This is a genomic window from Oceanimonas pelagia (genome assembly GCF_030849025.1).
In the GTDB taxonomy this organism is placed as follows: Bacteria; Pseudomonadota; Gammaproteobacteria; order Enterobacterales; family Aeromonadaceae; genus Oceanimonas; species Oceanimonas pelagia.
On sequence record NZ_CP118224.1, the window covers coordinates 964,014 to 977,935 of the forward strand.

The 13,922-nt window shown below is 60.4% G+C and carries 10 protein-coding genes; 8 read left to right on the forward strand and 2 right to left on the reverse strand.

Annotated elements, in window-relative coordinates; genetic code table 11:
- The first annotated feature begins 113 nt into the window (after positions 1 to 113).
- Together PU634_RS04460 and PU634_RS04465 are read left to right on the forward strand one after the other, a co-directional pair.
- Positions 114 to 1,391 (forward strand): dicarboxylate/amino acid:cation symporter, encoded by a 1,278-nt coding sequence (locus PU634_RS04460; protein WP_306762857.1) that lies wholly within the window; start codon positions 114 to 116, stop codon positions 1,389 to 1,391.
- Between the two features lie 244 nt (positions 1,392 to 1,635).
- Positions 1,636 to 2,790: a BCCT family transporter gene (locus PU634_RS04465; RefSeq protein ID WP_306762858.1), complete on the forward strand. Its 1,155-nt coding sequence runs from the start codon at positions 1,636 to 1,638 to the stop codon at positions 2,788 to 2,790.
- Positions 2,791 to 3,413: 623 nt separating this feature from the next.
- Here the strand turns inward: PU634_RS04465 and gbcB are convergent.
- On the reverse strand, positions 3,414 to 4,520 hold the full coding sequence (gene gbcB / locus PU634_RS04470) for a glycine betaine monooxygenase reductase subunit (protein ID WP_306762859.1): 1,107 nt from the start codon (positions 4,518 to 4,520) through the stop codon (positions 3,414 to 3,416).
- 284 nt (positions 4,521 to 4,804) lie between these two features.
- Here gbcB and gbca point away from each other — a divergent pair, with 284 nt between their 5' ends.
- Positions 4,805 to 6,079, forward strand: a complete 1,275-nt coding sequence (gene gbca, locus PU634_RS04475) for a glycine betaine monooxygenase oxygenase subunit (protein WP_306762860.1) — start codon at positions 4,805 to 4,807, stop codon at positions 6,077 to 6,079.
- 199 nt (positions 6,080 to 6,278) lie between these two features.
- On the opposite strand, the gene PU634_RS04480 is transcribed toward gbca, so the two are convergent.
- Positions 6,279 to 6,506 carry a hypothetical protein gene (locus tag PU634_RS04480; protein WP_306762861.1) on the reverse strand — a complete coding sequence of 76 codons (228 nt, stop codon included), beginning with the start codon at positions 6,504 to 6,506 and terminating at the stop codon, positions 6,279 to 6,281.
- A gap of 302 nt (positions 6,507 to 6,808) precedes the next feature.
- Here PU634_RS04480 and PU634_RS04485 point away from each other — a divergent pair, with 302 nt between their 5' ends.
- From PU634_RS04485 to dgcA, 5 genes are all read left to right on the forward strand, one after another.
- A complete protein-coding gene (locus PU634_RS04485) occupies positions 6,809 to 8,407 on the forward strand; it encodes a BCCT family transporter (protein WP_306762862.1) in 1,599 nt (532 codons plus the stop codon).
- Positions 8,408 to 8,861: 454 nt separating this feature from the next.
- On the forward strand, positions 8,862 to 9,914 hold the full coding sequence (gbdR, locus tag PU634_RS04490; RefSeq protein WP_306762863.1) for a choline metabolism transcriptional regulator GbdR: 1,053 nt from the start codon (positions 8,862 to 8,864) through the stop codon (positions 9,912 to 9,914).
- A gap of 317 nt (positions 9,915 to 10,231) precedes the next feature.
- Positions 10,232 to 11,212 (forward strand): dipeptidase, encoded by a 981-nt coding sequence (locus tag PU634_RS04495; RefSeq protein ID WP_306762864.1) that lies wholly within the window; start codon positions 10,232 to 10,234, stop codon positions 11,210 to 11,212.
- A gap of 31 nt (positions 11,213 to 11,243) precedes the next feature.
- Positions 11,244 to 11,774, forward strand: coding sequence for a 4-vinyl reductase (locus PU634_RS04500; RefSeq protein WP_306762865.1), 531 nt, complete (start codon positions 11,244 to 11,246; stop codon positions 11,772 to 11,774).
- A 74-nt stretch (positions 11,775 to 11,848) separates the two neighbouring features.
- The gene (gene dgcA / locus PU634_RS04505; RefSeq protein ID WP_306762866.1) at positions 11,849 to 13,912 is read left to right on the forward strand and encodes a dimethylglycine demethylation protein DgcA; all 2,064 of its coding nucleotides are present in this window, start codon (positions 11,849 to 11,851) and stop codon (positions 13,910 to 13,912) included.
- Positions 13,913 to 13,922 lie beyond the last annotated feature (10 nt).

Here is a 13,922-nt window from a genome sequence, read left to right on the forward strand (position 1 = left end):
TCTTGTCTGGGCAGGGATTGGCGAGTGAACGCCAGATACCGATGGTTCGGACCGCGCCCGCACGGGGCCGCGTCCGGCTGTATACCTCGACATCAAGAACCAAGGAACCGACGATGGAACAGACAGTAGCAGTGCAGGGCCGTAGCGGCTTTTGGAGCGGACTGGCGCTCTGGAAAAAGATTCTCGTGGGCATGGTGCTGGGCGTGATCGCGGGCACCCTGTTGGGCCCGGACGCCGAGTTGTTAAAGCCGATTGGCACGCTGTTTATCAACGCGATTAAAATGCTGATCGTGCCGCTGGTGTTCTGCTCCCTGGTGGTGGGTGTGACCTCCATGCAGGACACCCGCAAAATGGGTCGCATTGGCCTCAAGTCGGTGGTGCTTTACCTGGGCACCACGGCGGTGGCCATTACCATTGGCCTGGCACTGGCGTTGCTGTTTTCCCCGGGCGCCGGCATGAACATGACCATTACCGAGCCGGTGTCGGCCAGCGAGGCCCCCTCCCTGGTGGAGACCCTGCTGGCACTGATCCCGCAAAACCCCATCGGTGCCATGGCCGCCGGCAACATACTGCAGATCATCGTGTTTGCCCTGGGCCTGGGCATTGCCCTGACCCTGTGTGGCGACAAGGCGCAGCCGGCCGTCAGCCTGTTTGAGAGCCTGGCCGAAGGCATGTACAAGCTGACCGAGCTGGTGATGAAGCTCGCCCCTTACGGCGTGTTTGGTCTGATGGCCTGGGTGGCGGGCAAATACGGCCTGGAAGTGCTGCTGCCGCTGATCAAGGTGGTGGCTCTGGTGTATGTGGGCTCGCTGATCCACGTGCTGGTGGTATACAGCGGCCTGATCAGCGTGCTGGGCCGCCTGAATCCGGTGCGTTACCTGAAAGGCCTGATCAACCCGGCCGCCGTGGCTTACACCACCACCAGCAGCTCCGGCACCCTGCCGGCCACCATCAAGGCGGCCCGCGAGGAAATGGGCGTGTCTCAGGGCGTGTCCAGCTTTGTGCTGCCCCTGGGGGCCACCATCAACATGGACGGCACCGCTCTCTATCAGGGCATCTGTGCCGTGTTTGTGGCTCAGGCCTTTGGCGTGGATCTGGCCATGTCCGACTATATCCTGATCATTATGACCGCCACCCTGGGCTCCATTGGTACCGCCGGCGTGCCCGGCGCCGGTCTGATCATGCTGTCGCTGGTGCTGACCACCGTCGGTCTGCCCCTGGAAGGCCTGGCGATCGTGGCCGGCATTGACCGCATCCTCGACATGGCCCGCACCACGGTGAACGTGTGTGGCGACCTGATGGTGTCGGTGCTGATCGGCAAGAGCGAGAACGAGCTGGACGAAACCGTCTACAACCGCACCCGGCCCGCGACCGACGCTCACCGGGGTTAACCCCCCCAGACAAAGGACGGCAAATGCCGTCCTTTTTTATACCCAGCTTACACTCCCCTTTGTCGCAAACAGCCAGGTCCCGGGTCGCAATCAGCATATTCCGATTCTCTCCTGCTTTTACAGTGGGGTATTGATTGATTGTTCAATTAATGTGAGGTTTAAAGGCCAGCAAGGAGCATATGGATGGTCGCCGTGCCGGTGGGCGCGAGCCGATTGATGGAATCAACAAAAGAGGACCTTTGCCATGGATAGGGTGTTGTCTGTTGCCATTGTGCTGACGCTGACCGCGTCGGTGTGGATACTGCTGCGTTACGGCCGGGTGCGCTGCAAGGGAGAGATGCCCACCTCCCTGTTTACCTTTATCGCCATTCTGTTTACCTCGGGCCTGGATGTGGGCCTGGTGATGTTTCCGCTCACCGAATTTCCCGTTTATGCCAGCGAGGCGGAATACGGCTTTGCCAGCCCGCTGGCCATCGAGTTTGGCTTCTGGGGCTTTCTGGTGTGGGGTTTTTACTTTTTCACCACCTTCTATTTTGTGCTGATCGAGCCCAGGGTCAGGCTGTTCGAGCTGCCGTTGGTCAAGCTGATCAATAACCTGGTGATTATCGGTACCTGTGCCTTTACCGGTTACCTGTTCCTGAGTTACCTGCCCGGTTATATCGAGGGTATTCCGCCCGCCATGGTCTACGGGCTGGTGGCACTGGTGGTGCTGGCAGCGGTCTGGTCCAGCTCCGACGTGCGTTATGTGAAGCTGCTGAGCGTGGCGTCAACCTGGCTGTTTATTGCGCTTATCCTTGCCATGTGGCTGAACACGGGGGCGGGGGTGCAGGGGCTGGGCAGCACGGTGGCCACCATTGGTGAGTACTTCACCCATATTCACCGGTTTGTGACGCCCATTACCGACTACCATGCCTTCTATCTGTTCTGGTGGTTTTCCTGGAGCATCATGATCGGCCAGTTCGTGGCCCGCTTTGCCGGTGGCCTGCCGGCCTGGCAGCTGTGTATTGCCATGCTGGTGGTGCCCTCCATTCCCATTGCCATCTGGTTTTCCGTGCTCTATCTGCATTTTGAGCAGAGCCTGGCGATCGGCGGCTTGCTGAACCTGTCGATGGTGGTGGTGGGGGTGATTTTTGTGATTAACTCCCTCGACTCGCTGATCCGCCTCTATACTACCAACCTGGGTATTGAGGCCGAAAAGCTGGGGCAGGTACGTTACGTGGCCCTGAACTGGACACTGATGTTCGGCCTGGTGCTGCTGTTCCAGTTCACCCCGCTCAAAATCGAGTGGGTGGGCCTGGTGGTCATTGGCCTCTACGCCCTGATCGCCGTGCTGCTGTGGCAGCGCCGGGCGCAGTGTCGGGTATCTGCAGCCCCCGCCCGATGTGAAACCCGGAGCTGATGTTGTAGCTGCCGCTTTAGCTGGCAGGGCCTGCGCAGCAGGCCGTTAACACCGGTGTTGCTTGATTAACGTGCCAACTAAAGTGGCGCCTGCAGCCTGCGCCCCATGAACTACACTGCGTCCCCCGACCCTCCACCTCATCATCTCCATGCCCTATCATCATGCCCTGGCTGCTGATGCCCGATCATCTGCACTGGCTGTTGCAACTGAATGAACCTGCTTCCCTTGCAGGTTTGATCCGCACCTTCAAGGGCCGTTCGGCCTGACGTGTGAACCACCATCTGGGACGAAGCGGCGCCTGCTGGCAAAGGGGGGGCCATGATCATGCCATCCGGCAGGAAGAAGACCTGCGGCAGATTACCAGATACATTATTGCCAACCCGCTCAGGGCGGGGCTGGTGAACCGGGTGGGTGATTATCCGTTGTGGGATGCAATATGGATTTGAAAGAGGATGTCGGCAGGGCCTGCGCAGCAGGCCGTTAACACCGGCGCAGCCCGATAAACGCGCCGGCTGAAGCGGCGCCTACAGCCCGAGTCCGTTGTGAACGCAAAAAAGCCCGGGCCAGACATGCCGGCGCGGGCAAAAGGGTGGACCTGTCAGTCCCTTGCAACCTCCGTGACTTCAGTATTCCACTTCAACGTCGCCGCTGGGCACGCTGCAGCAGCTCAGCACATAACCGGCCTCAATATCTTCATCGGTAATGCCGCCGTTGTGCTCCATGGCCACCTGCCCTTTGGTGACCCTGACCTTGCAGGTGCCGCAGATGCCCATGCCGCAGGCCTTGGGAATGTGCAAACCGGCCTGGGCGGCGGCGCTGTGCAGGGTTTCGCCGGGCAGAATGCTGGCCTGCAGATCGCTGTCGAGAAAGGAAATGGTCAGCCGCTCTTCGGTGCGCTCCAGTTCATCGGCCAGATCCGAGGCTTCCTGGGCCAGCAGCTCCACGTCTTCAATCACTTCCACCGGGGTGGCGCCAAAGCTTTCCTCGTGGTAGCGATCCATGTCGAAACCGGCCTGTTGCAGCAGGTTGCGCACCGCCTTCATGTAGGGAGTGGGGCCGCAGCAGAACACTTCCCGCTCCATAAAGTCGGGGGAGATCTGGCTGAGCATGGCGCTGTTGAGAAAGCCCCGGTAGCCGCTCCAGGTTTCACCAATGTCGGTGCGCTCACAGATCAGGCTGAGCTGAATATTGGACAGACGCGAGTCCATGTGCTGCAGCTCCCGGTAGAACACCAGATCCTTGGGGGTGCGGGCGCTGTGCACAAACTGAATGTCGACATCGGCGTTGGTGTCGAACCACCAGCGCAGCATCGACATCACCGGCGTAATGCCCACACCGCCGGAGAGCAACAGCACCTTGTCGCTGGGAAAGTCGATGCAGTTGAAGTTGCCCACCGGGCCGTGCACCGCCAGGGCGTCGCCTTCCTTGAGGTTGTCGTGCAGCCAGTTGGACACCACGCCGCCGGGCACTCGCTTGACGGTAATGGAAAAGCTGTAGGGCACCGAGGGTGAAGAGGCGATGGTGTAGCTGCGCATGACCGTTTGTTGGTCAATTTCCAGCTCCAGGGTCACAAACTGGCCGGGCTTGAAAAAAAACAGCAGCGGACTTTCGGCGGTAAAGCAGAAGGTGCGCACGTCCCAGGTTTCCTGGATCACGCGCACACAGCGCACCGGGTGGCGACCGTTGCTCCAGGTCTGGGTATTGATGGGTGAAATAAAGTCCTGATTCATCGCTGTCCTCCGCAGGGGCGGTGCTGGGCCCCTTGTGTCCTTGTTTCCGGCATTCTTGATGAGTTTGGGGCGGGGCAATTGCCTGAAAGCGACACCGACATATCCGTGAGCCCCGCCTCGCCTGCCAGGAAGGGAAAGCCGCGTCGGGCCGCCGGTGTGCGGGTCGTAAAAGCCGGCGGCCCGGGTCGTTTTCAGACAACCGGGGCCGCCCCGGTGGCATAACAATACGCCCATTAACGGGAGGGTTTTCCCGTTCTTTCAACTCAGCAAAGGAAGCAATGCAGATGGAGCAGAGCAACACCACCGTTATCGGCACCGCCCCCGCACTGGCGGATACCGTTCAGCTGCTGCAGCAGCGTCGTCCCGGTTACTCCCTTCCCCAGGCCTGTTACAACAGCCAGTCGGTGTTCGAGGCCGACATGGAGCAGATCTTCAGCAAGGAATGGCTGTATGTGGGGCTGACCTGCGAAATTCCCAAAACCGGCAACTACATCACGGTGGAGGTGGGCAACAACCCCATTACCGTGGTACGCAACAAGGACGGCGTGCAGGCCTTTCACAATGTGTGCCGGCACCGCGGCTCGCGCCTGTGCACCGAGAAAAAGGGCAAGGTGGCCAAGCTGGTCTGCCCCTATCACCAGTGGACCTACGAGCTGGACGGTCAGCTGATCTATGCCGGCAACGACATGGGCGAGCAGTTCAACAAGGCCGATTTTCCGCTGAAAAAGGTGCACACCAAGACCGCCGGTGGCTACATCTTCATCTGTCTGGCCGACAACCCGCCCGAGATCGACGAGTTTCTGGCGGCGCTGGAGCATTACCTGGAGCCTTACGATCTGGAAAACGCCAAGGTGGCGGTGCAGTCCGAGATCGTGGAGGACGCCAACTGGAAGCTGGTGATCGAGAACAACCGGGAATGCTACCACTGCGCCGGCTCTCACCCCGAACTGCTCAATACCCTGCTGGAGTTCGACGACACCAATGATCCCCGTGCCACCGATGCCTTCAAGGCCCATGTGGCGCGCAAGGCGGCGGAATGGGACGCCGAGGGCATTCCCCACGAGCATGTGTCGTTCGGTTTGCGCAACCGCATGGTGCGCATGCCCCTGGCCGAGGGCAAGGTGGCCATGACCATAGACGGCAGCGCCGCCTGTAACAAGACCCTGGGCCGGGTGCAGAACCGGGATCTGGGCTCGCTGCGCATTCTGCATCTGCCCAACTCCTGGAACCATGGCCAGAGTGATCATCTGATCACCTTCCAGGTGGTGCCGCTCGGCCCGCAGAAGACCAAGGTGATCACCAAGTGGGTGGTGCACAAGGACGCGGTGGAAGGCGTGGACTACGACGTGGAAAAACTGCGCCGGGTATGGGATGCCACCAACGCCCAGGACCGTGCCCTGGCCGAGGAAAACCAGCGTGGCATCAACTCCATTGCCTACGAGCCCGGCCCCTATTCACCCACTTACGAGTTCGGGGTGGTGAATTTCGTTAACTGGTATGCCGACACCTTTGTGGCCAATGCCGGCGGTCAGACCCTGTCCGTCGAACTGCCGGAGTAAGCCGGCGGTTTTGCCGCCCCCGCGAAAGCGGGGGCCCATAGCTGTCTTCACGCAGCGCCGGGTCTTAAGGTCTGTGCCCATGCCCTGGATTTCCGCCTTCACGGAAATGACGGGGTTTATAAGGATACTCCGGTGTTAACGGCCTGCTGCGCAGGCCCTGCCAGCTAAAGCGGCCGCTACAGACCTTCCCTGTGCCGGATCATCGGTTATTCAGGCTTCTTTCCACCAGTGCCAGCACCTCGGGGTGCAGCAGTGCCCGCTGGGCCAGCAGGGCTTCAAGCCGTTCCTGCCACACAGCCCCTTCCTGACCTTGCAACAGCGCCTCCAGCAGTGGCTCACAATCCGCCAGACTCGCCGGGGGAGAGAGCCCCCAGTCGCGCAACCGGGCCAGAAAGTCCTGCTGATCAATCAGCTCGGTGATCATCATGATGGGAGTCTCCTGTATGGCGAAAAGCTCAGGCTAATCCCGGCCGCGGCGGGGAACAAGACCATTTGCGACATGCTGTCGCATTGAAAACAGAATATGCCGCTCGGGGCGGGACTGGTTAACTCGGTGTCGCATTGAAGAAGTTTTAATCAGCCGTTAGCTGTTGTTATAGAAGGCGCTACTGCACCCACGGGCGTCCATGCGGATGCCTTGTTATCACTTGCAGTCGCGACCGGGGCCAGGGGGATGAGGAGGCCCGGGTGGCGGCTGACTCACAATCAATCCGACGGAGATCTCTTGCTATGGTTGGCAAAGATGGAATGTTAAAAGGAATGAGTCCGGCGGCAACGATCAGCTCCATGATGATCGTTACCTTGTTTGTTCTGGGCGGCGCCCTGTATCCGGACGCCGCCGCCAGCCTGTTCGACACTGTGTCGGGCGGCATATTGTCTCACTTCAAGTGGTATTACATCGCCATTGTGGCGCTGATGCTGGTGTTTTGCGTGGTGCTGGCCTGCAGCCGCTTTGGCCGGCTGCGCCTGGGCAGCGACGACGCCCGGCCGGAATACGGTTTGTTTTCCTGGTTCGCCATGCTGTTCAGCGCCGGCATGGGCATTGGCCTGGTGTTCTGGTCCATCGCCGAGCCCATTTACCACTTTCAGAGCAATCCCTTCATTGCCGAGGGCATGACCCCGGAGGCGGCGGAAGTGGCCATGCGCATCACCTTCTTTCACTGGGGCCTGCATCCCTGGGCCATTTATGTGGTAGTGGGGTTGTCGCTGGCGTATTTCTCCTACCGGCAGAATTTGCCGCTGACCATTCGTTCGGCCCTGTACCCGCTGATTGGCCGGCGCATTTACGGCTGGATGGGCCATGCCGCCGACACCCTGGCGGTGTTTGGCACCGTGTTTGGCGTGGCCACCTCCCTGGGGCTGGGCGTCAGCCAGATCAATACCGGGCTGAACCACCTGTTTGGCATGGAAGTCAGCACCGGTAACCAGCTGGTGTTGATCCTGGTGATTTCGGCCATTGCCACCGCCTCTGTGCTCTCCGGCATTGGCCGGGGCGTGAAGTGGTTGTCGGAAATCAATATCTGGCTGACCGTGGCGATCCTGCTGTTCCTGCTGGTGTATGGCCCTACCCGTTACCTGCTGCAGAGCTATGTGCAGGGGGTAGGGGATTACCTGGCCCATGTGGTGCCGATGAGCACCTGGACCGATGCCAGCAAGGACGGCCAGTGGCAGTCCTGGTGGACCGTGTTCTACTGGGCCTGGTGGATGTCCTGGTCGCCCTTTGTCGGCATGTTTATTGCGCGCATCTCCAAGGGCCGCACCATTCGCGAGTTTATCTGCGGTGTGTTGCTGGTGCCGACCCTGCTGGGCATGCTGTGGCTGACCTTGTTCGGCGGCTCGGCGCTGTATATTGAGCTGACCCACACCATCACCAACGCCGCCGGCGAGGCCAGTGCCGCCATTGGTCAGGCCGGTATAGTGGCGGCGGTCACCGACAACGTCACCTCGGCCCTGTATGCCACCCTGACCCTGCTTGACGACGGTGCCATGGGCTATGCGGCCTCGGTGCTGGCCACCGTGCTGGTGGCGCTCTATTTCATTACCTCGGCCGACTCCGGCACTCTGGTGGTGACCACCATTCTGTCGATGGGCAATGAGCATCCGCCCCGCAGTCAGCGGGTGTTGTGGGGCATGGCGGTGGCCGCCGTGGCGGCCATTCTGATGATGGCGGGTGGACTCAAGGCGCTGCAAACCGCGGCCATTATTGCCGCCTTTCCGTTCTCGGCGGTGATCATGGTGATGATGTGGGGGCTGTTCCGGGCCCTGCATCAGGAAATGCCGGTGGAAGAGCCGGTGACGGTGCCGGTGAAGCTGCCGCCATCGTCTTGACATTCTCCCCGTTTCGGGGCGGGCGAGAACGTCCTGCCCCGAAACGGGGAGCCTTGAATCATAAAATTGTTGCTATTTGACTCCTTACTGCCCATAACCCCTGTCTTTTAGCCCGCAAAGTCGCCTTTTAAGGCGACTTTTTTGTTATTTATCCGGGGCTTGCCCGTTGGCACAAAAGTTGCCGTTACCCACGGTAACCCAATGTGGCTGCGCGAGTTTTCTGACCGGAAAGACCGGTTATTCGCCCTTGAAGCATACACTTTATGAGCTTGCTCACAGTTTGTTTTCGAGACAGGGAGAAAACCGATGTTAGAGATATTGCGCGGTACTCTGGTGTTATATATTTTTTAAATGTTTGCATCAGCAATGTAAATGTTCCCCAGGATGGCGCTGGACGGCCAGCGGCAGTACAAGGCTCACGCCTTGCACCTCGGCAGGGGCAGGAGGAAACGCAATGAGTCAGCCACAACGTGTTGGTTTTTTGTTGGTAGAAAACTTCACCATGATCTCCCTGGCATCGGCCATTGAGCCGTTGCGCATGGCCAATCAGCTGTCGGGTAAAAATCTGTATGAATGGGTCATGCTGAGCGAAACCGGCCAGCCGGTGCGGGCCAGCGACGGCGTGCAGGTAACGCCGGATCATGCCACCCACGACTGTGGTCACCTCGACATGATGCTGCTGTGTGGCGGGGTGGGCATTGCCAACGCCCGCAGCCGCCATTTGCGCGCCTGGCTGCAGCAGCTGGCTCACCGCAAGGTCAAGCTGGGGGCCGTGTGTACCGGCAGTTTCCTGCTGGCCGACGCCGGCGTGCTCGACGGGTATCGTTGTACCATTCACTGGGAATACATGGCCGCGTTTAAAGAGGCCTTCCCCCGTCTGGAAACCAGCAATGCCCTGTACTGCATCGACCGCGACCGGCTGACCAGCAGCGGCGGCACCGCCCCCATTGACATGATGATGCATCTGATCGAAAAGGAGCATTCCAGCGCCCTCAGCACCGCCATTTGCGACATGTTCCTGTGTGAGCGCATTCGCGATGGCCAGGAAGAGCAAAAGGTGCTGCTGCGCCACCTGGTGGGGCCGGCCCAGCCCAAGCTGGCGGAGGTGGTGGCGCTGATGGAGGCCAACCTGGAAGAGCCCATTACCCTGGATGAACTGGCTCACTATGTGGGGCTGTCGCGCCGCCAGGTGGAGCGGCTGTTCCAGCGCCATGTGAAATGCTCGCCGTCGCGTTATTACCTCAACCTGCGGCTGAAGCGGGCCCGCCAGTTGCTGCGCCAGACCTCAATGGCGATCATCGATATCGCCACCGCCTGTGGCTTTGTGTCCATGCCCCATTTCAGCAAATGCTATCGCGAATGTTTTGGCGTCCCTCCCCGGGACGACCGTTGCAGCCGCCCCGTGCCCAGGGCGGCCGAGGCTGCACCTGTCTTGCCCAGAACGGACTTTGCTGCCCACCTTGACACGGCGCGCAGCGAGCCTACCTTTGCGTCTGTGATCCTGTAACTGTTCTGACACTTTATAAGCAACAAGCCCCGCACTGCGGGGCTTGTTGCTTTTTGACTTTTTTTGTAGCTGCCGCTTTAGCCGGCAGGGCCTGTACAACAGGCCTTGAAGACATCTTTGTCTGTGAGTCTGCGCCAACTGAAGTGGCGCCTACAGTAAGTAGCAGCCTGCTGGTAAGTCACAAGGTATGACAGGTGACGCTTTTAACTATGCCCCGGTCGCTTTCAGCCACAGCGCCCCCATTGGCGCGGGATAGACTGCCCCTGAATCCGGTGAACCCCGTGTCACCGCTAACCGAATGCGAGGAAGGGCAGGCTATGCACAACGCAGCAGAAGTACACAATCAGGCCATTGTCATTGACGGCCTCATTATCGCCAACTGGGGGCGCGAACTGTTTGAAGACATGCGCCGGGGCGGGCTGACCGCCGCCAACTGCACCGTGTCGGTGTGGGAGGGGTTTCAGGCCACGGTCAACAACATTGCCGAGTTCAACCGCTACTTTCAGGAGCATGCCGACCTGATCCGGCCGGTGCGCACCACCGCCGACATTCTGGCCGCCAAGGAAGAAGGCCGCACCGGCATTATTCTCGGTTTCCAGAACGCCCATGCCTTTGAAGACCAGCTCGGTTACGTGGAAATTTTCAAGCAACTGGGCGTGGGCATCGTACAGATGGCCTACAACACCCAGAACCTGGTAGGTACCGGCTGTTACGAGCGCGACGGCGGCCTGTCCGGCTTTGGCCGCGAGGTGGTGGCCGAAATGAACCGGGTCGGCATTATGTGCGATCTGTCCCACGTGGGTGCCAAGACCTCGGAAGAGGTGATCCTCGAGTCCAAAAAGCCGGTGTGCTATTCCCACTGCCTGCCCGCTGGCCTGAAGGATCACCCGCGCAACAAGTCGGACGCCGAGCTGCGTTTCATCGCCGAGCACGGCGGCTTTGTGGGCGTGACCATGTTTGCCCCCTTCCTGAAGAAAGGCATTGAGTCCACCGTCGACGACTACGTCGAGGCCATTGGCTATGTGCTGGACATAGTGGGTGAAGACGCCATCGGCATCGGCACCGACTTTACCCAGGGGCACGATCAGAACTTCTTCGAGTGGCTCACTCACGACAAGGGCTATGCCCGCCGCCTGACCCGTTTTGGCGAAATCATCAACCCCGAAGGCATTCGCACCATAGGTGAATTCCCCAACCTCACCGAGGCCCTGCTGCGCAATGGTTATTCTCCGCGGCTGGTGGAGAAGATCATGGGCGGCAACTGGGTTCGTGTGCTCAAGGACGTCTGGGGCGAATAAGCAGAATCAAGGAAGCAAGGGAGAAACAACAATGTCAGTACATGCACCCGAAATGCCGATTGAAGTAGATGCCGACACCGGCGTCTGGACCACAGACGCCCTGCCCATGCTCTATGTGCCGCGTCACTTCTTCGTGAACAACCATATGGCCATCGAGGAAGAGCTGGGCCCGGAGCGCTATGCCGAAATCCTGTACAAGGCCGGTTACAAGTCGGCCTGGCACTGGTGTGAAAAAGAGGCCGAGTGCCACGGCATCAGCGGCGACGCCGTGTTTGAGCACTACATGAAGCGCCTGTCTCAGCGTGGCTGGGGCCTGTTCACCATTGAGCAGCTGGATATTGCCGCCGGCACCGCCCGGGTTCGCCTGGATCACTCCGCCTTTGTCTATCAGTACGGCAAGGTGGAGCGCATGGTGGATTACATGTTCACCGGCTGGTTCGCCGGCGCCATGGATCAGATTGCCCAAAGCCTGGGTTATCCGGTACGCACCCGGGCCCGCCAGGTGCAAAGCGGTGCCCAGACTGGTTGCGATTACGGCCTGTTTGAAGTGAGCCCGCTGTAAGGCGCGCTCCTGGCAAGTATTAATTTTCGGTGGGCCGGGAGCACGGCCCGCCGCATGTACAAGAGGATTCCAGGATGGGACAGTTCGACGCCTTGTTTCAACCCATGAACATCAACAAGCTCACCATTCGCAACCGGGTGGTGAGCACGGCCCATGCCGAGGTGTATGCCACCGACGGCGGCATGACCACGGATCGCTACGTTAAGTATTACGAAGAAAAGGCCAAGGGCGGCCTGGGCCTGGCCATTTGTGGCGGCTCTAGCGTGGTGTCCATCGACAGTCCCCAGGCCTGGTGGAGCTCGGTTAACCTGAGCACCGATCGCATTATTCCTCACTTTCAGAATCTGGCCGACGCCATGCACAAGCACGGCGCCAAGATCATGATTCAGATCACCCACATGGGCCGGCGCTCCCGCTGGGACGGTTACAACTGGAGCACCCTGGTGTCGCCCTCCGGCATTCGCGAGCCGGTGCACCGCGCCACCTGTAAAACCATTGAGCCGGAAGAAATTCAGCGCATTATCGGCGACTATGCCCAGGCCGCCCGCCGCGCCAAGGAAGGGGGGCTGGACGGGGTGGAAGTGTCCGCCGTGCACCAGCACCTGATCGATCAGTTCTGGAGCCCGCGGGTCAACAAGCGCACCGACGAGTGGGGCGGCAGCTTTGAAAACCGCATGCGCTTCGGCCTGGAAGTGCTCAAGGCCATTCGCGCCGAAGTGGGTCCCGACTTCGCCGTGGGCCTGCGCATCTGTGGTGACGAGTTCCACCCCGACGGCCTCAGCCACGACGACATGAAGCAGATCGCCAAATACTATGACGACACCGGCATGGTGGACTTCTTTGGCGTCATCGGCTCCGGTTGTGACACCCACAACACCCTGGCCAACGTGATCCCCAACATGAGCTACCCGCCGGAGCCCTTCCTGCACCTGGCGGCGGGCATCAAGGAAGTGGTCACAGTGCCGGTGATCCACGCCCAGAACATCAAGGATCCGAACCAGGCCCAGCGCATTCTGGAAGGCGGCTACGTCGACTTCGTGGGCATGACCCGGGCGCACATGGCCGATCCGCACCTGATCACCAAAATCAAGCTGGGTCAGGTCGACCAGATCAAGCAGTGCGTGGGCGCCAACTACTGTATCGACCGTCAGTACCAGGGCCTGGACGTGCTCTGTATTCAGAACGCGGCCACCTCCCGCGAGCACCTGGGCATGCCCCACATCATCGAGAAAACCGACGGTCCCATTCGCAAGGTGGTGGTGGTGGGCGGCGGCCCCGGTGGCATGGAGGCGGCCCGGGTGGCGGCCGAGCGCGGCCATAACGTGGTGCTGTTTGAAAAGGCGCCCGAGCTGGGCGGTCAGATCACCCTGGCGGCCAAGGCGCCCCAGCGTGACCAGATTGCCGGTATTACCCGCTGGTACGCCCTGGAGCTTAACCGCCTCAAGGTGGATGTGCGTCTGGACACCGCCGCCGATCTGCCCGCCATCATGGGCGAGCAGCCCGACGTGGTGATCCTGGCGGTGGGCGGCACTCCCTTCCTGGAGCAGAACCCCGAGTGGGGCGCGGAAGAAGGCCTGGTGGTGAGCACCTGGGACATTCTCTCCGGCAAGGTAGAGCCGGCCAAGAACGTGCTGGTGTACGACACCATTTGCGAGTTTTCCGGCATGTCGGCGGCGGACTACCTGGCCTCCAAGGGCAGCCTGGTGGAACTGGTGACCGACGACATCAAGCCCGGCGCGGCCATTGGCGGCACCACCTTCCCCACCTATTACCGCTCGCTCTATGAGCGCGAGGTGATCATGACCTCCGATCTGGCTCTGCACAAGGTCTACAAGGAGGGCGACAAGCTGGTGGCGGTGCTGGAAAACGAATACACCGGCCAGCAGGAAGAGCGGGTGGTGGATCAGATTGTGGTGGAGAACGGCCTGCGTCCGGACGAGCGGCTCTATTACGAGCTGAAGGGCGATGCGGTCAACAAGGGCCAGATCGATCTGGAGGCCCTGTACGACGCCAAGCCTCAACCGGCCCTGGCCGAGCACGGCAAGGGCTATCTGCTCTACCGTCTGGGCGACTGCGTGTCCCAGCGCAACACCCACGCCGCCATCTACGACGCCCTGCGTCTGTGTAAAGACTTCTGAGTCCGGGGCC

Excerpts from the sequence above, each read along its gene's own strand:
- PU634_RS04460 (WP_306762857.1), top strand. The coding sequence starts at position 114 with ATGGAACAGACAGTAGCAGTGCAGGGCCGTAGCGGCTTTTGGAGCGGA.
- PU634_RS04465 (WP_306762858.1), top strand. The coding sequence starts at position 1,636 with ATGGATAGGGTGTTGTCTGTTGCCATTGTGCTGACGCTGACCGCGTCG.
- gbcB (WP_306762859.1), bottom strand. The coding sequence starts at position 4,520 with ATGAATCAGGACTTTATTTCACCCATCAATACCCAGACCTGGAGCAAC.
- gbca (WP_306762860.1), top strand. The coding sequence starts at position 4,805 with ATGGAGCAGAGCAACACCACCGTTATCGGCACCGCCCCCGCACTGGCG.
- PU634_RS04480 (WP_306762861.1), bottom strand. The coding sequence starts at position 6,506 with ATGATGATCACCGAGCTGATTGATCAGCAGGACTTTCTGGCCCGGTTG.
- PU634_RS04485 (WP_306762862.1), top strand. The coding sequence starts at position 6,809 with ATGGTTGGCAAAGATGGAATGTTAAAAGGAATGAGTCCGGCGGCAACG.
- gbdR (WP_306762863.1), top strand. The coding sequence starts at position 8,862 with ATGAGTCAGCCACAACGTGTTGGTTTTTTGTTGGTAGAAAACTTCACC.
- PU634_RS04495 (WP_306762864.1), top strand. The coding sequence starts at position 10,232 with ATGCACAACGCAGCAGAAGTACACAATCAGGCCATTGTCATTGACGGC.
- PU634_RS04500 (WP_306762865.1), top strand. The coding sequence starts at position 11,244 with ATGTCAGTACATGCACCCGAAATGCCGATTGAAGTAGATGCCGACACC.
- dgcA (WP_306762866.1), top strand. The coding sequence starts at position 11,849 with ATGGGACAGTTCGACGCCTTGTTTCAACCCATGAACATCAACAAGCTC.